At 60.1% G+C, this 22,638-nt stretch carries 32 protein-coding genes; 16 read left to right on the top strand and 16 right to left on the bottom strand.

Annotated elements, in window-relative coordinates; genetic code table 11:
- Window positions 1-18: 18 nt before the first annotated feature.
- Both FZZ85_RS03600 and FZZ85_RS03595 read left to right on the top strand, forming a co-directional pair.
- Entirely contained in the window at window positions 19-276 is a 258-nt protein-coding gene (locus FZZ85_RS03600) for a hypothetical protein (RefSeq protein WP_226412309.1), read from the top strand.
- Entirely contained in the window at window positions 276-572 is a 297-nt protein-coding gene (locus FZZ85_RS03595) for a hypothetical protein (RefSeq protein WP_226412307.1), read from the top strand. The genes FZZ85_RS03600 and FZZ85_RS03595 overlap by 1 nt, the downstream gene beginning before the upstream one ends.
- A gap of 21 nt (window positions 573-593) precedes the next feature.
- Here FZZ85_RS03595 and FZZ85_RS03590 read toward each other — a convergent pair whose 3' ends face one another.
- Window positions 594-1,868, bottom strand: coding sequence for a Y-family DNA polymerase (locus tag FZZ85_RS03590; RefSeq protein ID WP_226412305.1), 1,275 nt, complete (start codon window positions 1,866-1,868; stop codon window positions 594-596).
- A gap of 12 nt (window positions 1,869-1,880) precedes the next feature.
- Complete coding sequence (locus tag FZZ85_RS03585; RefSeq protein WP_226412303.1) at window positions 1,881-2,312, bottom strand: translesion error-prone DNA polymerase V autoproteolytic subunit; 432 nt, start codon at window positions 2,310-2,312, stop codon at window positions 1,881-1,883.
- An 88-nt stretch (window positions 2,313-2,400) separates the two neighbouring features.
- Between FZZ85_RS03585 and FZZ85_RS03580 the strand changes: the two genes are divergently transcribed.
- Window positions 2,401-2,790 carry a hypothetical protein gene (locus FZZ85_RS03580; RefSeq protein WP_226412301.1) on the top strand — a complete coding sequence of 130 codons (390 nt, stop codon included), beginning with the start codon at window positions 2,401-2,403 and terminating at the stop codon, window positions 2,788-2,790.
- On the opposite strand, the gene FZZ85_RS03575 is transcribed toward FZZ85_RS03580, so the two are convergent.
- The 4 genes from FZZ85_RS03575 to FZZ85_RS03560 all read right to left on the bottom strand — a co-directional run bounded on the left by FZZ85_RS03575 (window position 2,759) and on the right by FZZ85_RS03560 (window position 4,742).
- On the bottom strand, window positions 2,759-3,001 hold the full coding sequence (locus FZZ85_RS03575; RefSeq protein ID WP_226412299.1) for a 2OG-Fe(II) oxygenase: 243 nt from the start codon (window positions 2,999-3,001) through the stop codon (window positions 2,759-2,761). The two genes, FZZ85_RS03580 and FZZ85_RS03575, sit on opposite strands and share 32 nt — an antisense overlap.
- A 392-nt stretch (window positions 3,002-3,393) precedes the next feature.
- Window positions 3,394-3,828, bottom strand: a complete 435-nt coding sequence (locus tag FZZ85_RS03570) for a 23S rRNA (pseudouridine(1915)-N(3))-methyltransferase RlmH (RefSeq protein WP_226412297.1) — start codon at window positions 3,826-3,828, stop codon at window positions 3,394-3,396.
- A complete protein-coding gene (locus FZZ85_RS03565; RefSeq protein WP_226412295.1) occupies window positions 3,825-4,253 on the bottom strand; it encodes a hypothetical protein in 429 nt (142 codons plus the stop codon). Before FZZ85_RS03565 ends, FZZ85_RS03570 begins: the two co-directional genes overlap by 4 nt.
- Window positions 4,254-4,256: 3 nt before the next feature.
- Window positions 4,257-4,742, bottom strand: coding sequence for a pentapeptide repeat-containing protein (locus tag FZZ85_RS03560; RefSeq protein ID WP_226400064.1), 486 nt, complete (start codon window positions 4,740-4,742; stop codon window positions 4,257-4,259).
- A gap of 143 nt (window positions 4,743-4,885) precedes the next feature.
- Here FZZ85_RS03560 and FZZ85_RS03555 point away from each other — a divergent pair, with 143 nt between their 5' ends.
- The 8 genes from FZZ85_RS03555 (at window position 4,886) to FZZ85_RS03520 (ending at window position 11,127) form a co-directional block, all read left to right on the top strand.
- On the top strand, window positions 4,886-5,158 hold the full coding sequence (locus tag FZZ85_RS03555) for a YraN family protein (RefSeq protein WP_255615961.1): 273 nt from the start codon (window positions 4,886-4,888) through the stop codon (window positions 5,156-5,158).
- Window positions 5,159-5,195: 37 nt separating this feature from the next.
- Window positions 5,196-6,020, top strand: coding sequence for a 16S rRNA (adenine(1518)-N(6)/adenine(1519)-N(6))-dimethyltransferase RsmA (rsmA, locus tag FZZ85_RS03550; protein WP_226412291.1), 825 nt, complete (start codon window positions 5,196-5,198; stop codon window positions 6,018-6,020).
- 9 nt (window positions 6,021-6,029) lie between these two features.
- Window positions 6,030-6,953 carry a 4-(cytidine 5'-diphospho)-2-C-methyl-D-erythritol kinase gene (gene ispE / locus FZZ85_RS03545; protein ID WP_226412289.1) on the top strand — a complete coding sequence of 308 codons (924 nt, stop codon included), beginning with the start codon at window positions 6,030-6,032 and terminating at the stop codon, window positions 6,951-6,953.
- Window positions 6,950-7,267: a DUF3082 domain-containing protein gene (locus FZZ85_RS03540; RefSeq protein ID WP_226412287.1), complete on the top strand. Its 318-nt coding sequence runs from the start codon at window positions 6,950-6,952 to the stop codon at window positions 7,265-7,267. Before ispE ends, FZZ85_RS03540 begins: the two co-directional genes overlap by 4 nt.
- A gap of 182 nt (window positions 7,268-7,449) precedes the next feature.
- Entirely contained in the window at window positions 7,450-8,433 is a 984-nt protein-coding gene (locus FZZ85_RS03535; RefSeq protein ID WP_226412285.1) for a pyruvate dehydrogenase complex E1 component subunit beta, read from the top strand.
- Between the two features lie 5 nt (window positions 8,434-8,438).
- A complete protein-coding gene (gene secD, locus FZZ85_RS03530) occupies window positions 8,439-9,920 on the top strand; it encodes a protein translocase subunit SecD (RefSeq protein ID WP_226412283.1) in 1,482 nt (493 codons plus the stop codon).
- 3 nt (window positions 9,921-9,923) lie between these two features.
- Window positions 9,924-10,913: a protein translocase subunit SecF gene (gene secF / locus FZZ85_RS03525; RefSeq protein WP_226412281.1), complete on the top strand. Its 990-nt coding sequence runs from the start codon at window positions 9,924-9,926 to the stop codon at window positions 10,911-10,913.
- Window positions 10,906-11,127 (top strand): hypothetical protein, encoded by a 222-nt coding sequence (locus FZZ85_RS03520; protein ID WP_226412279.1) that lies wholly within the window; start codon window positions 10,906-10,908, stop codon window positions 11,125-11,127. Before secF ends, FZZ85_RS03520 begins: the two co-directional genes overlap by 8 nt.
- Here FZZ85_RS03520 and FZZ85_RS03515 read toward each other — a convergent pair.
- Complete coding sequence (locus tag FZZ85_RS03515; RefSeq protein ID WP_226412277.1) at window positions 11,124-11,345, bottom strand: hypothetical protein; 222 nt, start codon at window positions 11,343-11,345, stop codon at window positions 11,124-11,126. The two genes, FZZ85_RS03520 and FZZ85_RS03515, sit on opposite strands and share 4 nt — an antisense overlap.
- Window positions 11,346-11,474: 129 nt before the next feature.
- Between FZZ85_RS03515 and FZZ85_RS03510 the strand changes: the two genes are divergently transcribed.
- The gene (locus tag FZZ85_RS03510; protein WP_226400051.1) at window positions 11,475-11,654 is read left to right on the top strand and encodes a hypothetical protein; all 180 of its coding nucleotides are present in this window, start codon (window positions 11,475-11,477) and stop codon (window positions 11,652-11,654) included.
- A 148-nt stretch (window positions 11,655-11,802) separates the two neighbouring features.
- Here FZZ85_RS03510 and FZZ85_RS03505 read toward each other — a convergent pair whose 3' ends face one another.
- From FZZ85_RS03505 to mnmH, 4 genes are read right to left on the bottom strand one after another with little or no spacing between them, the layout of a single operon-like run.
- The gene (locus FZZ85_RS03505; RefSeq protein WP_226412275.1) at window positions 11,803-12,792 is read right to left on the bottom strand and encodes an AI-2E family transporter; all 990 of its coding nucleotides are present in this window, start codon (window positions 12,790-12,792) and stop codon (window positions 11,803-11,805) included.
- Window positions 12,789-13,868 (bottom strand): AI-2E family transporter, encoded by a 1,080-nt coding sequence (locus FZZ85_RS03500; RefSeq protein ID WP_226412273.1) that lies wholly within the window; start codon window positions 13,866-13,868, stop codon window positions 12,789-12,791. Before FZZ85_RS03500 ends, FZZ85_RS03505 begins: the two co-directional genes overlap by 4 nt.
- Window positions 13,865-14,248 (bottom strand): photosystem II reaction center protein Psb28, encoded by a 384-nt coding sequence (psb28, locus tag FZZ85_RS03495; RefSeq protein ID WP_226412271.1) that lies wholly within the window; start codon window positions 14,246-14,248, stop codon window positions 13,865-13,867. Before psb28 ends, FZZ85_RS03500 begins: the two co-directional genes overlap by 4 nt.
- Before the next feature lie 30 nt (window positions 14,249-14,278).
- Window positions 14,279-15,322, bottom strand: coding sequence for a tRNA 2-selenouridine(34) synthase MnmH (gene mnmH / locus FZZ85_RS03490; protein WP_226412489.1), 1,044 nt, complete (start codon window positions 15,320-15,322; stop codon window positions 14,279-14,281).
- Between the two features lie 39 nt (window positions 15,323-15,361).
- Here mnmH and FZZ85_RS03485 point away from each other — a divergent pair, with 39 nt between their 5' ends.
- On the top strand, window positions 15,362-16,081 hold the full coding sequence (locus FZZ85_RS03485) for a GUN4 domain-containing protein (protein WP_226412269.1): 720 nt from the start codon (window positions 15,362-15,364) through the stop codon (window positions 16,079-16,081).
- 53 nt (window positions 16,082-16,134) lie between these two features.
- Entirely contained in the window at window positions 16,135-16,572 is a 438-nt protein-coding gene (locus FZZ85_RS03480) for an ATP-binding protein (RefSeq protein WP_226412267.1), read from the top strand.
- On the opposite strand, the gene FZZ85_RS03475 is transcribed toward FZZ85_RS03480, so the two are convergent.
- From FZZ85_RS03475 to glnA, 4 genes are all read right to left on the bottom strand, one after another.
- A complete protein-coding gene (locus FZZ85_RS03475) occupies window positions 16,532-16,786 on the bottom strand; it encodes a DUF6439 family protein (RefSeq protein ID WP_226412265.1) in 255 nt (84 codons plus the stop codon). The two genes, FZZ85_RS03480 and FZZ85_RS03475, sit on opposite strands and share 41 nt — an antisense overlap.
- Window positions 16,787-17,139: 353 nt before the next feature.
- Window positions 17,140-17,430 carry a copper-binding protein gene (locus FZZ85_RS03470; RefSeq protein ID WP_226412263.1) on the bottom strand — a complete coding sequence of 97 codons (291 nt, stop codon included), beginning with the start codon at window positions 17,428-17,430 and terminating at the stop codon, window positions 17,140-17,142.
- A gap of 74 nt (window positions 17,431-17,504) precedes the next feature.
- Window positions 17,505-18,578 carry a class I SAM-dependent methyltransferase gene (locus FZZ85_RS03465; protein ID WP_226412261.1) on the bottom strand — a complete coding sequence of 358 codons (1,074 nt, stop codon included), beginning with the start codon at window positions 18,576-18,578 and terminating at the stop codon, window positions 17,505-17,507.
- 114 nt (window positions 18,579-18,692) lie between these two features.
- Window positions 18,693-20,114 (bottom strand): type I glutamate--ammonia ligase, encoded by a 1,422-nt coding sequence (gene glnA / locus FZZ85_RS03460; protein ID WP_226412259.1) that lies wholly within the window; start codon window positions 20,112-20,114, stop codon window positions 18,693-18,695.
- A gap of 206 nt (window positions 20,115-20,320) precedes the next feature.
- On the opposite strand from glnA, the gene FZZ85_RS03455 reads away from it, so the two are divergent.
- Both FZZ85_RS03455 and FZZ85_RS03450 read left to right on the top strand, forming a co-directional pair.
- Complete coding sequence (locus FZZ85_RS03455; RefSeq protein WP_226412257.1) at window positions 20,321-20,845, top strand: allophycocyanin subunit beta; 525 nt, start codon at window positions 20,321-20,323, stop codon at window positions 20,843-20,845.
- A gap of 96 nt (window positions 20,846-20,941) precedes the next feature.
- The gene (locus FZZ85_RS03450) at window positions 20,942-22,138 is read left to right on the top strand and encodes an alanine--glyoxylate aminotransferase family protein (RefSeq protein ID WP_226412256.1); all 1,197 of its coding nucleotides are present in this window, start codon (window positions 20,942-20,944) and stop codon (window positions 22,136-22,138) included.
- On the opposite strand, the gene FZZ85_RS03445 is transcribed toward FZZ85_RS03450, so the two are convergent.
- A complete protein-coding gene (locus tag FZZ85_RS03445; protein ID WP_226412487.1) occupies window positions 22,110-22,553 on the bottom strand; it encodes a nucleoside deaminase in 444 nt (147 codons plus the stop codon). The two genes, FZZ85_RS03450 and FZZ85_RS03445, sit on opposite strands and share 29 nt — an antisense overlap.
- Between the last annotated feature and the right edge of the window lie 85 nt (window positions 22,554-22,638).

Genomic DNA, 22,638 nt, shown 5'->3' with positions numbered 1-22,638 from the left:
CTGTTCCTCGAGCTGAAGATGTCTGAATTCTTCGAAGCGATCTGGCACGGCGAGGGCGTCGGCGACGGCGGCGATCTGGAGGAAGCTCTGCAGGCCTACGTCGCGGTAAAGCCGGAGGAGGGGGATTGGGTCGAGGCTTGCGCCGCCCAGGGGGCCGACCCTGTGATCGAGCGCTTCGCGTCGTTTGAGGCCTATCTCGACAATGCCGATCCGCTTGAGCGGATTGCCGTCACCCCGCAGATGATCAGCGAAGCCCTTGCGTTGTTGCCGTCCTGATGACTGATTCGCAGCTTGATTTCGCCGCGCTCGATCCGGTCAACCACCTCTGGCCGGCCTTCGTGGAGCGTCTGGGGTCCGACAAAGCCCAGCGGGCTGTTCGTCAGGCGCTGGATCTGCAGGGCATGCGCGGGCACCAGGGCACCCTGCCGGTGCTGTTCACCGAAACCGGAGGATTGGCTTTGGCCAGCACCGATCTGGTGCGGGAGCAGACGGGCCTCAACGCCCACGGTGAGCGGATGGTGTTGCTGCTCAGCACCCGTGAACAGGTCATTCAGTTGCTGCAGGAGGTCTGAGGCGTTCCTGGATTGCGTTGATCAGGCCCTCACCACCGGCAGATCCTGCAGACGAGTGGTGGCGGCGCGGCTGAGTTGCTCACGCCGCATCAACCAGCTGGGCTGCAGTCCGCAACCGGCCCATTGCAGGGTTCCACTCCCGTAACGCCGATTGATCCGGTCGATGGTCTGCATCAGGCACTCCCGTTTCTGCTGCTGCTCCTCACTCATCGGCACCATCAGATGGGTTTGCAGGATGTCGTGGCTCTGCAGGTGCTGCATCAGCACGCCGGCCTTGGCCAGTGGACGGTGCGGGCGAAAGATCCGTGCCACCAAGGGTCGTGCCGCCTTCAGCAGCACGGCTGTGTCATTGCTTGGTAGGTCCAGCTGCGTGCTGGCGGCTTGGCTGTAAAACCCAGGAGCGAACGGGCTGGTGCGGGTGTAAATGGTGAGCGCTGCTGCCCGTTGCCGTTGCTTGCGCAATTTCTCGGCGGCGCGCACCACATAGGTGGCGATGGCCTGGTGCAGCTCCTCCTGGCTGGTGATGGGTCGGCTGAAACTGCGGCTCACGCAGGTTTCTTGCTTCGGTGCCGGTGCAAGCTCCAGCGGCAGGCAGGCATGGCCTCGCAGCTCCCATTGCAGCCGCAGACCCACCACGCCGCATTTGGCGCGTAGTTCACCGCTCGGCATGTCCCGGAGGTGTCGTGCGTTGCTGATGCCCCGCAGGCGACACCAATGGGCCAATTGGCGACCGATTCCCCACACATCTTCGATCGCAATGGTTTCCAGCCAGCGATCGGGGTTGTCGCACTGGCCGAGGTCGAACATCCCGGCATGGTCTGGGGTCTGTTTGGCCAGGCGATTGGCCAGCTTGGCCTGTGCCTTGCTGGCCCCTAAGCCGATGGCGATCGGAAGGCCGAGGTTCTGCCGTGCCCGTGCCCGCAGCTGACGGGCCCAACCCTGCAGGTCGCCATTGCGGGGACGACAAACCCTTCCGAAGGCCTCGTCAATTGAATACACCTCCAGCTCTTCACAGTGGGCCTCCAGCAGGCTCATCATGCGCTGGCTCATATCGGCATAGAGGGCGTAGTTCGAACTGCGCACCACAACGTTGTGCTGCTCTAGCTCCCGGCGCGCCTTGAAGTACGGCGTCCCCATGCGGATGCCCAGGGCACGCGCTTCGGCACTGCGCGCCACGATGCAGCCGTCGTTGTTGGACAGCACCACTACGGGGTGGCCGATCAGAGCCGGGTCCAGGCTCTGTTCGCAGGAGGCATAGAAATTGTTTCCATCGATCAGGGCCGTGGCCTGAGGCATGGCGATGTCGCTTCAGAGCGGATGGATGACGTGGATGGCGACGCCCCAGATCTGCACCTCGCCGCAGCGGTGAAGCTCCAGCGGCGGATAGTCCGTATGGGCGGCTTCCAGGCGCAACCGGCCGCGATGGCGCATCAGGCGTTTGAGGGTGAAGGCACCGTCAAGCACGGCCACAACCACCTGGCCCGGGCGCGGGTCGAGGCTGCGATCGACCACTAGAAGATCGCCATCGTGGATGCCGGCGTCGGTCATCGATTCGCCGCTCACATGCAGAAAAAAGGTGCTGGTGGGATGCCGGATCAGCTGTTCATTGAGGTCGATCCCCACGTCGACGTAGTCATCAGCGGGGGATGGGAAACCAGCGGCGATGTGTTCCCCAGCCAGGGGCAGGGTGAGCCGACTGCGCTTGGGCTGTAGGGGCAGCGGTCTGTGTTGGAACTCCACGGCAGCAGCAACAGCTGGCTAAATAGTACGCATGTACTGATTGCTGTGGGGGGGATTCGGTGAGGATGGTGTCCTTCGAAATCTGGTGTTGGCTGACTCCCCTTACCTCGTGGCCATGGCGCTGATCGATCAGCAGGGCCAGCGCGCTTTGCCCCTGGGGGGACGGTCTCAGAAAGATGTGGCTCCCCAGGGTGAGGCTCCGGAGGTGTTGGGCCATGTCCTGGTGCTGGAGCTGCTGCTGCGGGTGTGGCAGCGCAGTGATCAGGGTGTTCTGCAGCGTGCGGCTGGAGCTGACAGCCTGCTGCTGGTGGAGCTGCCGATGGAACGGCTGCCGGAGGACGTGCCCAGGCTCAAGGCGGACTGGTTGAACACGGGAGATACGGCCGCGTTCAAAGCGGGATTGCAGGCTTTCTCCCCACGGGCCTGGACGGTTTCGATCGAAAAATTCAAGCCGGCGGCTCTGCAGCCGTTGTGGTGAGGGGTGCTTGCTCCCAGATGTTCACGGCCACGGAATAGCGCTCGCCTTCGAACTGGTTGATCCGATGCAGGATGCAGGGGGAGAAGAGCACCAGGCGGTTCACCACCGGTGGGATCGAGATCACCGAGCGGAACGTGGGCAACGGCCCTTGGTATCCGTTCTCGATCGGAGGGTTGTCGGCCACCAGCAGTTCGCCGCCAGCGCAGCTCACGTGGGGTAGAAGACGGTGGACAGCAACGGCAGCACAAAACGGCCGCTGCGTTGGCCTTCGAACTCGTCCTTGTCGATGTGCCAGTCGAAATCGTTGTTGGTGTTGAACCACCACTCGACTCCAGCCCGCTGGGGGGCGAACGGTGTTGCTATCAGGAGGAGGGCCTGATCGAGGTAGCGATCGACGAGGGCTTGCTGAGCGGGTGCGTGGATGGTCCGGGGGGCACCCGTCTCGGGTCGCCAGCTGAACTGGCCATCGCCGTCGTGTTGCTACTTAAGCCGCCCATGGATGTCACAGAGGTCGCGTAGGTCCTGGAGGGCGCTGTCGGGCAGAAGGTTGTCGATGACGTGCAGCATGGTCGAGGCTGAGAGGTCAGCGGCCATCGCTGAATCCTAGGCGCGGTGATAAGGGCTGCCTTGGACAATCGCCTGAGCCCGGAACAGTTGTTCCACAAGCATCAGCCGTGCCAGTTCGTGGGGGAAGGTCATCGGGGAGAGGCTCAGACGCCATTGGGCCTGCGCCTTGAGCTCAGCTGTGAGACCGTCGGCTCCACCAATCACAAAGGCCAGCCGCTGGTTGCCGAATTGTTCGAGTCGTTGCGCGAAAGGCACCGACGCCAAGGTGTCGCCCTGCTCCATCAGCGCAATCAGGGTTTCATCAGGTCGTAGGGCCGCTCTGATGGCATCGGCTTCCTTGTCTGGGTTGCTGTCGCGAAGTTCGCTGATGGCTAATCCAGGCAGTCGTTTGAGGTACAGGTCAATGCCGTCTTGAATCCAGCCACGACGAATTTTGCCCACCGCAAGAATCCGGCAACGGGCCGGATTCAAACGTCGTCTCCCTCGCCCTCGAGCAGCAGCTGCCCGAAAGCCACATACAGGCTTTCCTCCTCGCTGCCCGGGTCAACCTTCGGCCGTTTCGGCTGGGTGTTTTTTCCTGGTCCGGGCTGGCTGCGCGCTGGTGGGCCAAGGGCTGGTGTGTCGTCGTTGCTGTTGAACGGCGACGGTTGAGCCGATGGTTTGCTTTGGGCCTCCAACTGTTTGAGGCGGGCCATCAGATGCTCAGGAACGGTGCCGTCCTGGCTGGCCTTCATCAGTTCTCGGAAGAGCTCCTCCGGGTTCTTCTCGGTTTCAACGCGATGGCGCACCTGGCTGGCTTTTGGAGCTGCTGAAGGCCTCTCCGGTTCCGGCAGGCGTGCGGGGAGTTGACGCCCCAACTCACGCAGGCGCTCGAGGCTGCGGGGATCAAAACTCATGGTTCAAGCGCAACCGAGACTCTCGCGGGTGCTGCGGCCCGTGACGGAATTTGTTCCGTCGGCAACGGCGCAGAGGCTTTTGAGTTGGTCACCGCGCATGGGAACGTCGGTGAAGTCGGCTCCCGTGATCAACACATCGCTAAAGCGGGTGTTGAAGGCAAAAGCCCCCTCCAGCACGGCATCCTCAAGGTTGGTGCCTGTCATCACAGCGGCGTCCAGGGTGGCTTCACGCAGATCGGTGCCGCTGAGGTCGGCGTCCTGAAGCTTGGCGCCGTAGAGGCTGGCTCCCCGCAGGTCCGATCCGGAGAGATTGGCTTCGCGCAGGTTGCTGAGGTTGAAGGTGGCCCCGCGCAGGTCCTTGTTTGAGTAGTCGGCACCGATCAACACCTGTTTGGCCACATCCATCGCTGCGTGGGCCGGAGCCGCCAACAGCCACTGGCATGTGAACACCACCAGAGAGATCAATACGGCCGTGAATCGTCTTCGCATGATCGGAACCATCACCGCTAAACCCTAGAACCGTTCCTGGGGGGAATGGTTTGAACCAAGACGTGATGGTTCATGCAGGTGGAGTCTCAAGGCAGCGGTGGCTGGGCAGAGCAGCAGGTCTTGCAGCAGCTGGAAGCGCAGGGATGGCGGTTGCTGGACCGCACTGGCACTGCCGCTGGGGTGAGATCGATTTGGTGCTGGAGAGGCAGCAGCAGCTGTTGGTGGTGGAGGTGAAGGGCCGTCGCACTGGATGTCGGGACCGCCATGGCCTTGATGCCATTCACCCCGTCAAACAGCGCCACATGGCTCGCGCAATCAGTTGTTGGAGAGCTGTGTATCCGGCGTCAGCTGAGCAGCTGCTCCGGGTCAAGCTGGCCCTTGTTCCCTTGATGACATCCCGCCGAACGATTCGCTGAATGATGTGGAACGGCTGTGCTGATGCACAGTTGACCCATGGGTTTCTCCGGACATCACGCCCGCAAGCGTTTCGGTCAGCACTGGTTGCGGGATGACTCCATACTGCAACGAATTATCGAGGCTGCTGATCTGCAGTCCTCCGATCGGGTGCTTGAGGTGGGGCCAGGTCGGGGTGCGTTAACTGAGCGTCTGCTGGCCGAGGGGGTGAAGGCGGTTCATGCGATTGAGCTCGACCGCGATCTGGTGGACGGTCTTCAGGAGCGTTTTGGGGCTCAGCCTGGGTTCAGCCTCCATCAAGGCGATGTTCTCGAAGCTCCACTTGAATTGAGCGATGGCCATATCGCTGACAAGGTGGTGGCCAACATCCCGTACAACATCACAGGTCCGCTACTGGAGCGGTTGGTGGGCCGACTGGATCGGCCGGTGGATCCGTCCTACCAACGGCTTGTGTTGCTGGTGCAGAAGGAAGTGGCGGAGCGGATTCACGCCCGGCCCGGCCAAAGCGGTTTCAGCGCTCTGAGCGTGCGCATGCAGTTGCTGGCCCGGTGCCGTTCGGTGTGTCCGGTGCCACCGCGATGTTTCCAGCCTCCACCAAAGGTGCAATCAGAAGTGATCTGCCTGGATCCCTTGCCGGCTTCGGAGCGGGTGGAGCCAGCTTTGGCCGTCCGAGTGGAATCGCTGCTGAAGCAGGCGTTTTTGGCGCGGCGAAAGATGTTGCGCAACACCCTGGCGGGCGTGGCTGAGCCAGAGCGCTTACAGGATCTGGCTGCCTCTTCAGGTTTCAGCCTGCAGCAACGCCCTCAGGAACTCGCTCCCGACACCTGGGTCGCCCTGGCCAGGGGTTTGAATCGGGGCGACTGAACAACCACCATGATCACGGTGACGGCCCCGGCCAAAGTCAATCTGCACCTTGAGGTCCTGGGGCTGCGGTCGGACGGTTTCCACGAGCTGGCCATGGTGATGCAGAGCATCGACTTGGCCGATCGCCTGAGCTTTCAGAACACCGCCGATGCTCAACTCAGCCTCACTTGCGATGACGCCACCCTCGGTGTCGGCGACGACAACCTGATCATCAAGGCGGCCCAACTGCTCCGGGACCGTTCCGGTTTCAGGGAACTGGGAGCGTCGATTTATCTGGAGAAGCGCATCCCCATTGGAGCTGGCCTGGCTGGTGGCTCCAGCGACGGCGCCGCAGCATTGGTGGGACTGAATGCCCTGTGGGGGTTGGGCCATAGCCCGGCGGCGCTGGAGCGAATGGCCGCTGAGCTCGGTTCAGACATGCCCTTCTGTGTGGCCGGAGGATGTCAGCTCTGTTTCGGGCGAGGCGAACAACTGGAAGCCGTGCCGCCAACGCCCCAACCCCTGGCAGTGCTTTTGGTCAAAGACCCCACGGTGAGCGTCTCAACGCCCTGGGCCTACAAGCGTTGCCGTGAGGTCAATCAATCCCACTACCTCGCTGATGAGGCGGCTTTTGAAAAACGCCGGCAAGCCTTGCGAAGCGTTAATTGGCTCCACCCTTTGCGCAGCGATCTGCCACCTCCCTTGCGCAATGACCTGCAGGAGGTGGTTGCTCCTGAAACAGCTGCAGTGCGTTCGGCGCTCGATTTGTTGAAGAGCGTTCCGCACAGCTTGGCAGTGGCTATGAGCGGTTCTGGGCCCAGTTGTTTCGCGCTGTTCTCCGATCTGGTGTCATGCCGCCAGGCGCAGGATCAGCTCACCCCCCAGCTGGAGCGCGCCGGCTTGAAGGCTTGGTCTTGCGCCCTACGCAGCGATGGCGTGAGGATCGAGGAATGACTGATGCCCCCACACCAGAGAGCCCCGAACCAAGGGATCCGCGCAAAGGTCCGCTGAGCTTTCTCTCCGGAGCGCTTACGGCTGGGCTTTTGGCCTGGCTGGCCCTGGGCATGAGTCGGCGGATGGTGGTGTATTTCGCCGTTCACCCCCCGCATTACAGCTCGCCGATTGCCCAAAACATCGCCGTCACCCTCAAGACCCTGCTGGTGGGTTTGTCCTTCTTGGCCACCTTTAGCTCAGGGTTTGTGGCCCTAGGCCTGACCCTGGTGTTTCTTCGCAGTCTCTTTACGGCTCGCGATCAGAACCCTGCCTAGCGTCCGCTCATTGCCAGGGTTTGGATGACGCCCCACGACCTCGGCCAGCTGGCGTTGCTGCTGTCTCCGGCCATGCTGCTCTCCGTTTTGTTGTTGTTCACCTTCGCGGCGGGCGGTTGACCCTGCGCTGACTGAGATAGCTTGGCTTCACCACCCGGATTGGCCGGAATCACTGTGACGCTGTGGCAGGAACACTTCTCTTCAACGCCCTCCGGGAAGCCATCGACGAGGAGATGGGGAGAGACCCCCACGTCTGTGTGATGGGGGAAGACGTCGGCCATTACGGCGGCAGTTACAAGGTCACCAAGGATCTGGCCGAGAAGTACGGCGATCTCAGAGTGCTCGACACTCCAATTGCTGAGAACGGCTTCACCGGAATGGCGGTTGGTGCCGCGATGACCGGCCTCCGGCCGATTGTTGAGGGTATGAACATGGGCTTCCTGCTCCTGGCCTTCAACCAGATCTCTAACAACATGGGAATGCTCCGCTACACCAGCGGCGGCAACTTCACCATTCCCACCGTGGTTCGCGGCCCTGGTGGTGTGGGTCGTCAGCTTGGCGCCGAGCACAGCCAACGGCTTGAGGCCTACTTCCATGCTGTCCCCGGCATCAAGATCGTGGCCTGCAGCACGCCCACCAATGCCAAAGGCCTGATGAAGGCCGCGATTCGCGACAACAATCCTGTGCTCTTCTTCGAGCACGTTTTGCTCTACAACCTCACTGAGGAGCTCCCCGAAGGCGACTACACCTGTGCCCTCGATCAGGCTGATCTGGTGCAGGAAGGCACCGATGTGACGATCCTCACTTACTCCCGGATGCGTCATCACTGCCTCAAGGCCGTGGAGCAACTGGAGGCTGAGGGGGTAAGCGTTGAACTAATCGATCTCATCAGCCTCAAGCCCTTCGACATGGAGACGATCAGTCGCTCCATCCGCAAGACCAACAAGGTGATCGTTGTGGAGGAATGCATGAAGACCGGCGGCATCGGAGCCGAGTTGATTGCGCTGATCACCGAGCAGTGTTTCGACGACCTGGACGCTCGACCTGTGCGTCTCTCCAGTCAGGACATCCCCACCCCCTACAACGGTTCCCTGGAGAACCTCACGATCATTCAGCCGCATCAGATCGTTGAGGCAGCGCAGGCATTGGTCAACAAAGGCATCTGAAGTTGATGGCGCGTTATCAGGGTTGGTTTGCCCTTGTTCTGGCCCTGGCTATCGCCGCCGGGATGTTTTTAGTTCGTACGCCGCTGGAACTGGGCCTCGATCTACGGGGCGGCAGTCAGCTCACGGTTGAAGTGAAGCCAGCTGGGGACATTACCCGGGTCGGCGCCGAAGAGATGGAAGCCGTGAAAGCCGTTCTAGATCGTCGGGTCAATGGCCTTGGCGTGGCCGAGTCCACCCTGCAGACGGTCGGTGAGTCGCAGCTTGTGTTGCAGCTACCCGGCGAACAGGATCCCACCGCCGCCGCGCGGGTTCTTGGTGATACGGCTCTGCTGGAATTTCGTGCCCAAAAGCCCGATTCCGAAGCTGAGTTCCGTGGTTTGAGGCAGCTCCGTTCTCAGGTGGAAGCGATCCTCAGGTTGCGTGAGGATCAGATCCGCCGCGGTGAAATCCCTGAGCCTCTGGATCTTGATCAGCTGAAGTCAACCCAGGAGACTCTGGGTCTCGATGGTCAGGCAAGCTCGGAGGAGGAGCAGCTCCGCGAGCTTCTGAAAAAGGTTGATTCCGATCTGCTCATGATGCTCGAGCCGGCAGCGCTGACGGGCAAGCAGTTGGTGACAGCAGGCCGACAACCGCTCCAGAACAACCCCAACAGCTGGGAGGTGACCCTGAATTTCGATGGTGAGGGTGCTGAGGCTTTCGCTGACCTCACCAAATCGATTGCCGGTACCGATCGGTTGCTGGCCATCACATTGGATGATCAGCTGATTAGTGCTGCCAGTGTTGGCCCCCAGTTCAAAAGTGCTGGAATCTCAGGAGGAGCAGCCACCATCAGCGGCAATTTCAGCGCGGAAACGGCCCGTGAGCTCGAGGTGAAGCTCCGGGGCGGCTCCCTGCCCCTGCCCGTTGAGGTGATCGAGGTCCGCACCATCGGGCCCACCCTCGGAGCAGAGAACATCCGCCGCAGCCTGGTGGCCGCTCTCTCGGGCCTGGCTTTGGTGGCTCTGTTCATGGTGGTGGCCTATCGCCTGCCTGGGGCGGTGGCCGTTATGGCCCTCAGCCTCTATGCCCTGTTCAACCTGGCTGTGTACGCCTTGATTCCGGTCACCCTCACCTTGCCGGGAATCGCTGGTTTCATCCTCTCGATCGGCATGGCAGTGGATGCCAATGTGCTGATTTTTGAGCGCATCAAAGATGAATTGCGGCGGGGTAACACCTTGATCCGGTCGATTGATACAGGCTTCTCCGAGGCCTTTTCATCGATCGTTGATGGTCACCTAACCACGTTGATCAGCTGCGCAGCTCTTTTCTTCCTCGGCACCGGCCTTGTCAAGGGCTTTGCAGCGACCCTGGGCATCGGTGTTCTGCTGAGTTTGTTCACGGCCCTGACGTGCACCCGCACCCTGCTTCGTTTCCTGATGGGCTACGCCGGTCTGCGTCGTGCCAGCAATTTCCTGCCCACTGGGCAACTTCCTTCCCCCACCGCCTGAACCATGACTGAAGAATCGTCATCGGCACAAGCGGGCACGGTCCTCAGCCTGCGCTGGTCCCTCAGCAGCATGCGCCACAGGGTGTGGCTGATTTCTGGTCTGGTGGTTTTGATCAGCCTGTTGGGCTTGTTGCTCAGCTGGTTGGATCCTGGGATTCGTGCTCCCCTACGTCCGGGCTTGGATTTCACCGGCGGCACGCAGGTTCAACTGGAGCGCCGTTGTGATGACGCATGCGCTGAGCTCAAGGCGATTGCGGTCTCGGATGTGATCCGCAACCTGGACCTGCCTCAAGAGGAGGGCCAACCTCTCCCAAATCTGGGCGCACCCCGGGTTCAGCTTCTGGATGGGGGACAGTCGTTGTTGTTGCGCCTGCCGACGTTGTCGGCTGCCCAGGGCCAAGCGGTCATTGAGGCCGTTGAACCCGTCGCAGGGCCGTTCCTCACCGGTGGTCAATCGGTCGACACCATCGGGCCCAGCCTGGGCAAGCAACTGCTTCGCAGCAGCCTGATTTCTCTGCTGGTGGCCTTCAGCGGTATTGCGGCCTACATCAGCTTTCGCTATGACCGCCGCTACGCCTTCCTTGCCCTTGTGGCGCTGGCCCACGACGTGGCGATCGTTTGTGGTGTCTTTGCTTGGCTCGGGGTTTTGCTTCAGCTGGAGGTGGACAGCTTGTTTGCGGTTTCACTGCTGACGATTGCTGGTTACTCGGTAAACGACACGGTGGTGGTCTTCGATCGCATCCGCGAACGCAGCAAGGACGCCGCCGACTTGCCCCTTTCACTGCAGGTGGATCAAGCGGTTTCTGCCACATTAACCCGCACCCTTTACACCAGCGGAACCACCTTGCTGCCCCTCTTAGCTCTCGTGTTTTTTGGGGGGGCAACGCTGTATTGGTTTGCGATCGCCCTCGCCCTCGGGGTTGTTGTTGGTTCCTGGTCGAGTATCGCCTTGGCACCGTCGCTGCTCACCCTCTGGGACCGCTCCCGTGACTAATTCCAACTGCAATTCAGAATGCAGACGCCGTGCCGTTCCAGCCCGTTGGTTCCCAATTTTGTTGATCCTGCTGGCTCTCGGTGATCTGCGCACCGAAGTCCTGCTGCTCAGTGATCAGTTCACCATGACGGGGCTTGGTTATGCCATTCGGCATCATCAGCTTGCTGTGCTGGTCTTGCTGGGTTCCGGCTCTTTATGGCGTCGCTTCGGTTAGCGCTTGGGGCTGTTGCCAAATTCACGCCAGATCGAATCCCAGGTGCGTTGTTTCACGTCGGCATTCCACTGCCCCTGGCTGTGGGTTGAGGCCCACCACGATTCGAACAGATCGTGGGCTTCCTCGTGCAGCAACTCAGGGTCCAAATTCTCGCGAACCAGCTGCATCACGGCCTGCCTCAGTTCCTCATAACGGGAGAAATTGAAGATGACGTCCAAGCTGGTTTGCCTCAAGACCTATTGGACACACTATTGGATTGAAGGGCGTCGAGGTGGCTCCTTCGGTATCGTGGTGAACGTCATTGTTTTTCAAGCCTGAGCTACGACTCGATTGGTTGCTCAGGTTCCATGGAGTTGAATCCGGGTCTTAGTGAGGTGGTGTTTGGCTTGCGTGCCGAGGTGGAAGCGCTGAAAGCGCGGTTGACCCAAATTGAGCGGGGGCAAGAGGTTGCAGTCTCCGCGGCTTACTGGCAGGCGGTTGAGCGAGAGCGCGATTCGAGCGAGAAAAAGAAACGTCAGTTGCTCTGAAGGAGACAAAAAATTGGGACCCTCTCCCAAGAGTCCCAACGCTCGACGCGTCGTTCTCACGACCCAGTGAAAATACTTAGTCAGAGCTGGTCTCAGGTGTGACCCTTGTTACAAAGTGTTCGGTTTGATACATGTCTGGCTTCTCGGCTCACGCCCAGCGATCCATGATCTGCTGTACCACCACGCGCTGCATCAGCACCTGAAGTACCACCACCAGGGGAAGGGCCAGCAATACGCCAGGAAGCCCCAATAGGGCACCAAGGCTGAGCTGAGCTGTTAAGGCCACGGTGGGCAGCAGATTCACGGTTTTGCGCAGCAACAGTGGTGTTAGCAGAAAGGCCTCCAGGTTCTGCAGTACTAGCCGGAACACCAGCACCGACACCATCAATTGCGGCGACTGCAGTAGGGCCAATCCCGTGGGCAGCAGCGTTGCCGCCGTAGGGCCGATGGTCGGTACGAATGTGAGCAGGCCACAGACCAGGGCACTCAACAGGGCCAGGGGGGCTTTCAGCAGCAATAGGCCACCCCAGGTGAGCAGAAATACGGTGGTGGCGGAGAGGGTCATGCCACTGAGCCAACCCCCCAAAGCTTGCCGGCATTCATCAAGCAGGTGCTCCATCTGCTGACGTGCCAGTCGGGGCGTCATGGCCACCACCATGCGCCGATGGGCGTTTGGATCCAAGGCCAGCAGGATCGCGAGCAGAACCATCAGGAACAGTTGAATCAGCGAGTTCGCCGCACCTCCCGCGAAACCCAGCAAGGGCTGAAGCCCTTTCAGATTGAGGCCCTCACCCAAAGCGTCATTCAGTTGCGCCAGACGTGGCTCATTGCTCAGCAGGTCGGACACCTTGCTGACCAACTGCGGCAGATCCTGCCCCAGTTGCTGGAACTGGCTGAACAGTTCCGGAACCAGCAGTTGCCCAATCAGTCCTCCGGCCAAGATCAAAATCCCCAGCACGACCGCCAGGGCCTGGGGGCGCTCCAGTGGGGATCGCTTTTGAGCCTGAACAATCAGCACATCCAGGGCGACGGCTAAAACCACGGCGCCGAATAGCACCAGCAGCACCCAACGCAGGTGCCAGAGCAAAAGCACCAGCACAACCAAGGTGAGTGCAACAAGAAACGTGCCGGATGTCATCGAACCGGCTCCAGACGTTTCCAGCGATCCAAGACATCGTGGATCAGCACTTCACGGATGATTACCTGAAGCACCACCGCCAAGGGCAGAGCCATAAGCAGGCCGAGGGGGCCAAAGAGAAGTGTGAACAGGAACTGAGCAGCCAAGGTCAATCCTGGGAGCAGCTTCACCTGGTGGTGCATCACCGATGGTGTGATCACATAACTCTCGATGTTCTGGATCACTACATAGGCACCCAGCACCGCAGCTGCTTTCCAGGGTGCATCCAACAGGGCCACCGCCATCGGGAAGATTGTGCTCATCGTTGGTCCCAGATTGGGAACCACGTTCAACAGGCCTGCTAGGAGTGCATTGGCCAGAACGAGCTTCACGCCCAAAAGTGTCAACGCAATGCTGCACAGCACAAACACGGCTAGGGAGCTGATCAGTACGCCCACCATCCAGCTGCTCAAGGCAGCACCGCATTGATCCAAGATGCGGCGCCCCCGGAGTCGGTAGAAGGAGGGAATCAGCTGAAGCCCAACATTCCGATAGGCCTGTGGCTGAATGCTGATCATCAGTGCCACAGCCACCACGAACAACAGACGCAGAACACCGTTGCCGAGGTTGCCAGCCAAACCGAGCAGGCCCAACAAGCCATTGCCCACGCCGGCGGCGAGTGATGAACCGTCGGGCACGAGCTGGCGTGGACCGCTCAGTCCAAGTTCCTCAAGATCGGGGAATGCATCGACGCCATAAATGGAAGTACTGACGCTGTCGATCCAACCGAGGCCTAGCCGAACCAGGGTCTGCCCCGCTTCGGGCAGCTTCTGCAATAACAGTGCAAATTCCTCGAGAAAAGGCGGGACAACAACGCCTGCCGCACCTGCTGCCACCAACATCAGTCCAACGATGCAGAGCAGTACGGCCAAGGGCCGTGGCATCGGCTGCCGCTCTCGAAGGATGCCCACCAGCGTGCACAGTGCCATGGATAGAACCACTGCTGCAAAAATCAGCAGGAGCAGGTCACGCAGCGACCAAAGCAGAACGATGGCTGCAATGAAGGCTGTCAATGACAGCCACTGGGGCAGTCTCAATCTTGTTGATCGTCGGCCTCGTCAGTCTGATCGGAATCCTGGCTTTGTGAATAACCCAAGCCATTGGCATCGGCATAGCGCTGGGCGAAGCGCATGAACCGTTCGAAGTCCTCTTCGGATTTCCATGAGTAAACGGCTTCAAGGGCACTGGCGGTGCCGTTTACGAATTTTCCATTCACTTCCCGGGTGACCATTTCGCCTTCCTCATCGACCATCCACATTCCGGTGATGTCACCCATGGTTTCGGGAGCAATCGCAGCGGGCTGTTCGAAACGGAAGGTGGCTTGACCTGTGCGGCCGTCACGGCTGCGGGTCAGACGGATGTCGGGCACCACTGGCTCGTTGACTCCCCGAAAGAACTGAATCGCTGCTTTGCTCACGTCGTTCTCGAACCATCGCTGGGGGCGATCTTAATCGGGGATTTCAATGAACCCCCGGTCGATCAAGTTCTCGGCGGCTTGATCAGCGCTGAGCCCCGAGAGATCGATCGCTTCGTGACTGGGCGTTCGCGCTAACTCATGGTCGTAACAGCGGTCGTAGTAATCGAGCGTGGCGAGGCAGGCGCTGGCCCAGTCTTCCCTGGCAATCGCTTCGAGGGCTTCCTTGGTGCGTTGGGGCCCCAAGCGTCGACTGATCCGGTCGGTTGCTTCAGCCAGAGCGGCTCCCCCCTGGTGGCCGTACACCTGCACCAATTTGTTCACCCGTTCTGTTAGCTCGCGCTGAATCTCCAGCACAGGGGCCTGTTGCATCTGATCGAACAGGGGCTTGGGAATGCGGCAACGCCCCACTTGGATGCTTTCAGCTTCCAACCAGATCGCCGTGGCCCCACGGTGTAGGTGTTGATCCAGAGCCTCCGCTAATTGGTTCTCGTAGTGCTCGGTACTGGGTTGATCCGGTAGGCCCAGGCCGCCGAAACTGCTGCCGCGGTGGTTTGCCAGCCCTTCCAAGTCAATGACAGCTGCACCGCGCGCCGCCATGGCCAACAGCAGATCGGTTTTACCTGTTCCCGTGCGTCCGCCCATCACGCGAAGGGGCCAGGTCTGTTCAAATCGGCTCTGAGCCCAGCGCCGGTAGCTCTTGTATCCCCCCTGAAGCAGCCTCGGCTTGAGATCGATCTGTTGGGCAAGCCAGGCCACACTGGCCGAGCGCATTCCGCCCCGCCAGCAGTAGATCCGTGGATCCCCCTGGTGACGGAGGCTTTCCAGTTGACGGGCCAAGCTGCTGAGCTTGGGGCCGGTGAGTTCTAGCCCCAGGTGAATCGCTGGAGTCCGTCCCTGCTGCTTGTAGGCGGTACCGACTGCGGCACGTTCTGCATCATTGAAAAGAGGCACGTTGATGGCCCCAGGCCAATGTCCCTTTTCAAATTCGCCTGGGCTGCGCACGTCTACCAGCGGACCTTTCAGCTCACGAAGCTGCTGAATCTCGATTGAACTTGTTTCGCCCATGCCTGACATAGTGGCCAACACCGAGCCAGTTGGGGCCGGTTGCGACTCATGCTCTCCGGTTCCACACCCGCCACCAAACTCAGCGTTGACCAGCTGCTGGATCGTTTCGCGAAGGGAACACCTCGCCAGCGACGTCCCCTGATCAAGCAGATCGAAACCCGTGTTGAGGAGCTGGCTGCGGTTGGACCAGGTTTGCTCTCTGGTTTCGACCCCTCCGGGGATGACTGGGCTGCAGGGTGGATCTTGCAGGTGTTGCAGCGCCACCAGCCCGATGCTGTTTCCGCTCTGATCCCGTCATCCGATCGAGGCTGGTTGAACACTGATTCCGGGGTGGGACTGGATTACGGGCCTCTGCAGCAGGAGCTGCTCCATCAGAACTTTGAAGAGGCAGATCGCATCACCAGTCAGTGCCTGCGCGAATTAGCCGGTGATGCCGCCGTGAAACGGGGCTACGTCTATTTCTCAGAAGTAGCGCCGATGTCAGGCGTTGATCTGGTCAGTCTCGATCGACTCTGGACCGTGTATTCCCAAGGTCGCTTTGGCTTTACAGCCCAGTCCCAGTTGTTGTCAGCCCTCGATGGGCGTTACGAACGCCTTTGGCCCCGGATCGGCTGGAAATGCGATGGCGTCTGGACGCGTTACCCCGGTGCATTCACCTGGTCGATCGAGGCTCCAGAGGGCCATATGCCGTTGATCAATCAGCTCCGTGGCGTTCGCCTGATGGATTCCCTGTTGAATCACCCGGCACTTGTGGCCCGGAGTTTCTGACGGGGCTTCCCATCAACGGTAAGTTCGAAAGACCGACGTCAACGGGCTCCACTGTGCCGTCCAAGAGGTTTCGCTGGGCTGAGTTCAACTTGCCGTCGACCTTGCAGCTGGCCCCTTTGCTGGAGCTGCTCACTGAGCCAGTCGGTTGTGTCGTTACCAGTCAGCGGATTGAGCTGGGGTTGCATGAAGCCCTGGTCAATGCCGTTCGCCATGGCAACGCTGAGAACCCCGCCAAGAAGCTCCGCGTTCGCCGCATCCTCACGCCCAATTGGATGGTGTGGCAGGTTCAAGATGAGGGTTGCGGCCTTCCACAGCAGTCCCGTACAGCAACTCTGCCGACGGCGCTCGATGCCGCCAGCGGCCGTGGATTGTTTCTTATCCACCAATGTTTTGACGATGTGCGCTGGAGCCGGCGCGGGAATCGCCTGCAGCTGGCCTGCCGCCGGCCCGTCAGTGACGCGGACAGCCCGGATCCTTTAACTCTCCTTTGAACCATCCGAGCGCCTGTTGGGTCAGGTCCTCCACGTCGGAGCTGTTCCCTTGGCGAAGCAGTTGCACCATCGCTGCAGCCAGCAACTCGGCTCCTCGCCGCTGTCTGTTGCTCTTTAGCTGATGCCAGTCGCGATCGCCAATGCGGAGCAACTGATGCAGCTCTTCTGCCTTGGCTTTGGCGGAGTCGGGCCATGGGGCATCGGGTGAAGTCATCCCTGGATCAGAAGATCGATCTAGTTTGAGATGATGTGGGTGCAAAGGCGTGGAATAGCGAAAAGGCAAGCGTCGTAGCAGTGCATTGCGTTGGCTTCACCTTGCCCCCGTTTTCTGTTGCAAGACCAATGTCCGGCCCATGCCCTGTCGGGTGTTGCGGGACGGCGATGTGTGCAGCAATGAAAACTTGCCGCCAACCTGATCAGCCAACCGCCTGCGGAGTGGACCCTCTCAACGTCTTCGGGAGCGCGTCTGGAGGGAACTGCGCTTAGGGGGAGCAGGGTTTGCTTTGGCTTGGTTCTTGCTCAGCTCTGAATAGATCAGGAGAACAGGTCACCTGATTGGTGATGGGTCTAGCCAACCACCACCAGCGAATTGGAGGAGGGGGCAACCTCTTTTGTGCTTGAAACTTCAGTGGGCTGTGCCACGTCCTTACCGCGAATCCAGGCATTGTGCAGAGCCCGTCTGCGTCGATCTTCAGATAGCACCAAACGATCTGCCGCTGCCTGAGGACTTTCCCCCGGCATCACTGCCGTGCGCAGACAGATGCCAAAACCATGGGCTTCCACCTGTACGTGACCTTCCATCAGCACCAGCTGAAACGTCCAGCCTTGAAGCCAACGCAGCCGGAAGGGATTGGTCATGAAGTTCCCTTCGGTTTCGAGCACACCCTATGGCTCGCAGCCGTTCGTGCAAGGGACGGTGTCAGGGAATCCCCTCAGCTGGCCTCTGCGATGGGTTTGCGTGCAGACCAGACCCGCGTCATGAAGTGGGTTTCCGCAGTGATGCCTTCGAACCCTGCAGCTGAGAGGCGGGCGTCGATGTCATCGCCGATGTAATCGCGGTAGAAGGGCTCATGGAAGACACGCCGGAAGTTCTCCATTACTGCGGCGAACTTGGGTGAGTCAGCCATCTGAACAGAGTCGGCCAGCACCAACACACCACCAGGCTCGAGTACACGCCAGGCCTCATTCAGAACGTTCTGGCGGGCTTCCGCCGGCAGTTCGTGCAGCAGAAACACACTGGTAACGGCTTGAACCGATCCATCGGCCAATGGCAGGGATTCTCCGTTGGCACGGATCAGCTGAACCAGCGATGCATCGCCGTCATTCAGCCAGCGATTGGCTTGACGCAGGTACGACTCGGAAAGATCGGTGCCTATGAGCTGCGCGTGGGGCACGGCAGCCCGAATTTGCTGCAATGTCCGGCCCGTGCCGGTGGCCACATCGAGAACCTTCAGAGAGCCAGGAGCACGGCCTGCGAAGTGCTTTAAGCCCCGTTTCAGCGGAGCCAAGACCCGCCGTCGCATGGCATCGGCTGTGCCATTGAAGAGGATTTCCACTTGCAGGTCGTAAAGACCGGCCGAGTGGTCACTCAGATACCCGTCAGTTTGATGGTGAAAATTCTGGAGGTAGTACTCGGGATAAAGCTCTTTATCGGTCTCCTTAGGCAGATCGTGCACGTTGCGCTCTCGACGTCGATCCCAGGTCGAGGGAAGATCCAGCCAAACCTGCGGGTACCGGCTGACCCAGTCGAACCAGGGAGCATCGAACAACAATTGCTCGGGGTAGATCCCCTGTTCGGCATCTTGCCAATCCTGTTCCTGGAGCTTGCCCATGTCTAGGCGGAGCTCACCAAGAACTTCGGCGGACACGGGTTCCGTTTTCGGAACAGCATCTGGAGCCAGTAGCTCCATCAGCTTGGTGCTCAGCTCTTTGTGGGCTAGGCCCGCGATGCTTTTGCCTTGCTGGAGCGTTTGGTACGCAAGCTTGCTCAGGGGCGTTGATGCCATCGCGGATCAAGACAACAGAGCTATTCCAGCGAATGTGGCGCGCAATCGCGTGTTTTGCAGTCCACAAAAAAACCCGCCTCTCTGGAGGCGGGTCGTGGAATCTATGGGCGCTGATCAGGCGTCGTAGTACATGGAGAATTCGTGGGGGTGCGGCCGCTGGCGCAGCTGCTGAACCTCCTCGTACTTCAGGTCGATCCAGTTGTCGATGAAGTCGTCACTGAACACGCCGCCAGCGGTGAGGAAGGCGCGATCGGCATTCAACGCTTCCAGCGCACCGTTGAGGGACGCAGGAACCGTGGCGATCTTGGACAGCTCTTCAGCTGCCAGTTCGAACAAGTCGCGGTCTTCGCCATCTCCGGGATCAATCTGGTTCTTGATGCCGTCCAGGCCAGCCATCAGCATGGCGCTGAAGGCGAGATAGGGGTTGGCAAGGGCATCACCAGAGCGGAATTCGAGGCGCTTGGCTTTCGGGCTCGGGCCGGTGAGCGGGATCCGCACGGCTGCAGAGCGGTTGCCTTCGGAGTAGACGAGGTTGACAGGGGCTTCGAAACCGGGCACCAGACGCTTGTAGCTATTGGTGGTTGGGTTGGTGAAGGCCAGGAAGGCGGGAGCATGCTTGAGGATGCCTCCGATGTACCAGCGGGCCGTCTGTGAGAGATTCGCGTAGGTGCCTTCACCGAAGAACAGGGGCTGACCGCCCTTCCAAAGGCTCTGGTGCACGTGCATGCCGGAGCCGTTGTCGTTGAAGACCGGCTTGGGCATGAAGGTGGCCGTTTTGCCGTACTTCTTGGCCACGTTGCGAACAACGTATTTGTAGGTCATGACGTTGTCGGCAGCCTCGATCAGCTCAGCGAATTTCATGCCGAGTTCGTGCTGGCCCGCGCCGGCAACCTCGTGGTGGTGCTTCTCGGTAGGGATGCCCAGCTGACTCATCAGCAGGAGCATCTCGGAGCGGATGTCCTGCGCGGTGTCGTTTGGAGCGACAGGGAAGTAGCCCTCTTTCTCCTGGATCTTGTAGGCGAGGTTGCCGCCTTCCTCGATGCGTCCGGTGTTCCAGCCAGCCTCAATGGTGTCAACGCTGTAGAAGGAGCCACCTTCGGCCGAGTTGTAGCGAACGTCGTCGAAGAGGAAGAACTCCGGCTCAGGACCGAAGAAAGCCATGTCGGCCAGCCCGGTGCTGGCTAGGTGGTTCAGAGCTCGCTGGGCCAGGGCACGGGGGCAGCGCTCATAGGGCTGGCCGGTGCGTGGCTCCTGAATCGAGCAGATCATGCTCAGGGTCTTGTGCCGGTAGAAGGGGTCCACCCAGGCGGAATTGGGGTCCGGCACCATGGCCATGTCGGAGGCCTGGATGCCTTTCCATCCGCGAATGGATGAGCCGTCAAAAGCGAGGCCCTCAGTGAAGGACTCTTCCTCCAGCAGATCGGTGCAGACCGTGAGGTGCTGCCATTTGCCGTGCAGATCGGTGAATTTGAGGTCGATCAGTTCGATGCCTTCGTCCTTGATCTGGCGCAGGACGTCCTGGGGGGATTTCGACATAAGAAAGGACTGCTCGACTGAATTGTGCAGTGATGTGACCGTAAAGAGCCACAAGTCACCATTTTGTATCAAGAGGTACGTTTCAACCGCTAGGGGGCGACTGCGTAACCGTTTCTGTCAACTTGGCTGAAATCCAGGCCTACCAAAGGATCTGACCGCTTCGACAGTGTTAGCTTCCGCTGGGGATCCTCTGGAGATTCAGGGACATGCGCGATGCAATCAGCGGTCTGATCGGTCGCTACGACCAGTTAGGTCGTTATTTCGATCGTTCGGCGATCGACAGCATCAATGCGTACCTAGATGAATCCACGCTGCGGATTCAGGCCGTTGAGCTGATCAACGGGTCTGCTGCTGAGATTGTCCGTGAAGCTAGTCAGCGCTTGTTCCGAGATGAGCCCGACCTGCTGTTGCCTGGCGGCAACGCCTACACCACGCGCCGGCTCGCCGCCTGCCTGCGAGACATGGATTATTTCCTGCGTTACGTCAGCTACGCCCTGGTGGCTGGTGACTCCACGATCCTCAATGAGCGTGTTCTGAACGGACTCGACGACACCTACAAGAGTCTGGGCGTACCCACCGGTCCAACAGTCCGTAGCATCGTTTTACTGGGGGAAGTTGTTTCCGAGATGCTTCTGGCCAACGGCGCTGCATCTGATCAGCTCGCCACCGTTCTTCAGCCGTTTGATCACCTAGCAAAGGGCCTTGGTGAAACCAACGTGCGCCAGCGCTGAGCCCACACGTTCAAGGCAAGATTCGATCAGATTGCAATTGCGCTTTCCTCATCCCTTCCAAGGGGCGTGACTGCGTAGGCTCACCATTACGAACCAATGATCAGGGCTTTGGCGACGACGAACTCACTCCTTCCTGTTGACGATCGTCACCGCAAAGCCTTTGCACCGATCGGCACACCCGACCGCCTCCTGCTTGGACCCGGCCCCTCAAATGCTCATCCAACGGTTCTGAAGGCTCTATCGAGAACGCCGATTGGTCACCTTGATCCTCTCTACGTGGAGCTGATGGGTGAGGTCCAGGAGTTGCTGCGTTACGCCTGGCAGACCGACAACCGCCTCACACTTCCGATGAGCGGCACTGGCAGTGCTGCCATGGAGGCAACCCTGGCCAACACTGTCGAACCTGGAGACACCGTTCTCGTGGCGGTCAAGGGATACTTCGGCCTGCGACTGGCTGACATGGCCGGCCGCTATCGCGCTGAGGTGAAAACCATTGAGAAGCCTTGGGGTGAGTGGTTTTCCCTCGATGAGCTAGAAGCTGCCCTCATTGAGCACAAGCCCGCCATCCTTGCGATGGTTCATGCCGAAACCTCAACGGGTGTCTGCCAACCCATGGAGGGCATTGGCGACCTCTGCCGGAAGCATGATTGCCTGCTGTTGCTCGACACAGTCACCTCCCTGGGGGGTGTACCGCTTTACATCGATGAGTGGAAAGTTGATCTTGCCTACAGCTGCAGCCAGAAAGGCCTGAGCTGCCCTCCCGGACTCGGCCCCTTCACTATGGGTCCCCGTGCTGAGGCCAAGATGACCGCCCGTCAGGGAAAGGTCCCCAACTGGTACCTGGATGTTTCTCTGCTGAATCAATACTGGGGAAGCGACCGCGTCTATCACCACACTGCGCCGGTCAACATGAACTTCGGCATGCGCGAGGCTCTGCGTCTCTTGGCAGAAGAAGGTCTCGATCAGGCGTGGGCGCGCCATCGCAGCAATGCGGAGATGCTCTGGAGTGGTCTTGAAAGCCTCGGTCTTTCAATGCATGTCCCAGCCGACCGCCGATTGCCCACCCTCACCACGGTTCGCATTCCTGAGGGTGTGGATGGCAAGGCCTTCAGCCAACACCTGCTCAACAATCACGGCATCGAGGTTGGTGGTGGACTCGGCAGCCTGGCCGGAAAAATTTGGCGCATCGGTCTGATGGGCTACAACTCCAACTCTGAAAACGTGAACCGTCTGCTCAACCTGTTTGAGACAGAGCTGCCTCGTTTCAGCGGTTCTGTCGCCGCCGCTGCCTGAACCAGCGTTCCAGCTGCCCCCTCGCCTCAGGTTCGCGCACGCCCTTAATCACCCTCATGTGGTGATGAGCACTGTCATGGGTGGAGAGGTCAAGGCATCCGCCCAGGCCTCCTCGTTTCGGGTCTGTTGCCGCAAAAACCACAGTTCCCATCCGGGCTTGCACCAAGGCCCCTGCACACATGGGGCAGGGCTCGAGGGTGACGATCAGGGTGCAGTTGTTGAATCTCCAGTCGTCCTGAACGATCGCTGCCTGTTGCAAGGCCACCAGTTCGGCATGCCCTAGGGGATCCCTGTGGTTCTGGCGCCGGTTGCGTCCATGGCCGATGGCTCTTCCCTGTCCATCGAGGATCACTGCGGCCACCGGCACTTCTCCCTCCACTCCAGCCGCCTCGGCGCGCTGGAGCAGAACGTCCATCCAGCGAGTGAACTCATCCCGCTGATCCACCGCTGTCCCACGTTGTCCTTTGAGCACCTTCCCACGAGACGCGAAGATCACTGCA

This window comes from Synechococcus sp. MU1642, from assembly GCF_020514115.1.
In the GTDB taxonomy this organism is placed as follows: domain Bacteria; phylum Cyanobacteriota; class Cyanobacteriia; order PCC-6307; family Cyanobiaceae; genus Parasynechococcus.
This window is presented reverse-complemented; position numbering and strand designations above follow the sequence as displayed.

Excerpts from the sequence above, each read along its gene's own strand:
- FZZ85_RS03600 (WP_226412309.1), top strand. The coding sequence starts at position 19 with ATGTCTGAATTCTTCGAAGCGATCTGGCACGGCGAGGGCGTCGGCGAC.
- FZZ85_RS03595 (WP_226412307.1), top strand. The coding sequence starts at position 276 with ATGACTGATTCGCAGCTTGATTTCGCCGCGCTCGATCCGGTCAACCAC.
- FZZ85_RS03590 (WP_226412305.1), bottom strand. The coding sequence starts at position 1,868 with ATGCCTCAGGCCACGGCCCTGATCGATGGAAACAATTTCTATGCCTCC.
- FZZ85_RS03565 (WP_226412295.1), bottom strand. The coding sequence starts at position 4,253 with ATGAGTTTTGATCCCCGCAGCCTCGAGCGCCTGCGTGAGTTGGGGCGT.
- FZZ85_RS03560 (WP_226400064.1), bottom strand. The coding sequence starts at position 4,742 with ATGCGAAGACGATTCACGGCCGTATTGATCTCTCTGGTGGTGTTCACA.
- FZZ85_RS03555 (WP_255615961.1), top strand. The coding sequence starts at position 4,886 with ATGGCGGTTGCTGGACCGCACTGGCACTGCCGCTGGGGTGAGATCGAT.
- rsmA (WP_226412291.1), top strand. The coding sequence starts at position 5,196 with ATGGGTTTCTCCGGACATCACGCCCGCAAGCGTTTCGGTCAGCACTGG.
- ispE (WP_226412289.1), top strand. The coding sequence starts at position 6,030 with ATGATCACGGTGACGGCCCCGGCCAAAGTCAATCTGCACCTTGAGGTC.
- FZZ85_RS03540 (WP_226412287.1), top strand. The coding sequence starts at position 6,950 with ATGACTGATGCCCCCACACCAGAGAGCCCCGAACCAAGGGATCCGCGC.
- secD (WP_226412283.1), top strand. The coding sequence starts at position 8,439 with ATGGCGCGTTATCAGGGTTGGTTTGCCCTTGTTCTGGCCCTGGCTATC.
- secF (WP_226412281.1), top strand. The coding sequence starts at position 9,924 with ATGACTGAAGAATCGTCATCGGCACAAGCGGGCACGGTCCTCAGCCTG.
- FZZ85_RS03510 (WP_226400051.1), top strand. The coding sequence starts at position 11,475 with ATGGAGTTGAATCCGGGTCTTAGTGAGGTGGTGTTTGGCTTGCGTGCC.
- FZZ85_RS03505 (WP_226412275.1), bottom strand. The coding sequence starts at position 12,792 with ATGACATCCGGCACGTTTCTTGTTGCACTCACCTTGGTTGTGCTGGTG.
- mnmH (WP_226412489.1), bottom strand. The coding sequence starts at position 15,322 with ATGTCAGGCATGGGCGAAACAAGTTCAATCGAGATTCAGCAGCTTCGT.
- FZZ85_RS03485 (WP_226412269.1), top strand. The coding sequence starts at position 15,362 with ATGCTCTCCGGTTCCACACCCGCCACCAAACTCAGCGTTGACCAGCTG.
- FZZ85_RS03475 (WP_226412265.1), bottom strand. The coding sequence starts at position 16,786 with ATGACTTCACCCGATGCCCCATGGCCCGACTCCGCCAAAGCCAAGGCA.
- FZZ85_RS03470 (WP_226412263.1), bottom strand. The coding sequence starts at position 17,430 with ATGACCAATCCCTTCCGGCTGCGTTGGCTTCAAGGCTGGACGTTTCAG.
- FZZ85_RS03465 (WP_226412261.1), bottom strand. The coding sequence starts at position 18,578 with ATGGCATCAACGCCCCTGAGCAAGCTTGCGTACCAAACGCTCCAGCAA.
- glnA (WP_226412259.1), bottom strand. The coding sequence starts at position 20,114 with ATGTCGAAATCCCCCCAGGACGTCCTGCGCCAGATCAAGGACGAAGGC.
- FZZ85_RS03455 (WP_226412257.1), top strand. The coding sequence starts at position 20,321 with ATGCGCGATGCAATCAGCGGTCTGATCGGTCGCTACGACCAGTTAGGT.
- FZZ85_RS03450 (WP_226412256.1), top strand. The coding sequence starts at position 20,942 with ATGATCAGGGCTTTGGCGACGACGAACTCACTCCTTCCTGTTGACGAT.
- FZZ85_RS03445 (WP_226412487.1), bottom strand. The coding sequence starts at position 22,553 with ATGGACGTTCTGCTCCAGCGCGCCGAGGCGGCTGGAGTGGAGGGAGAA.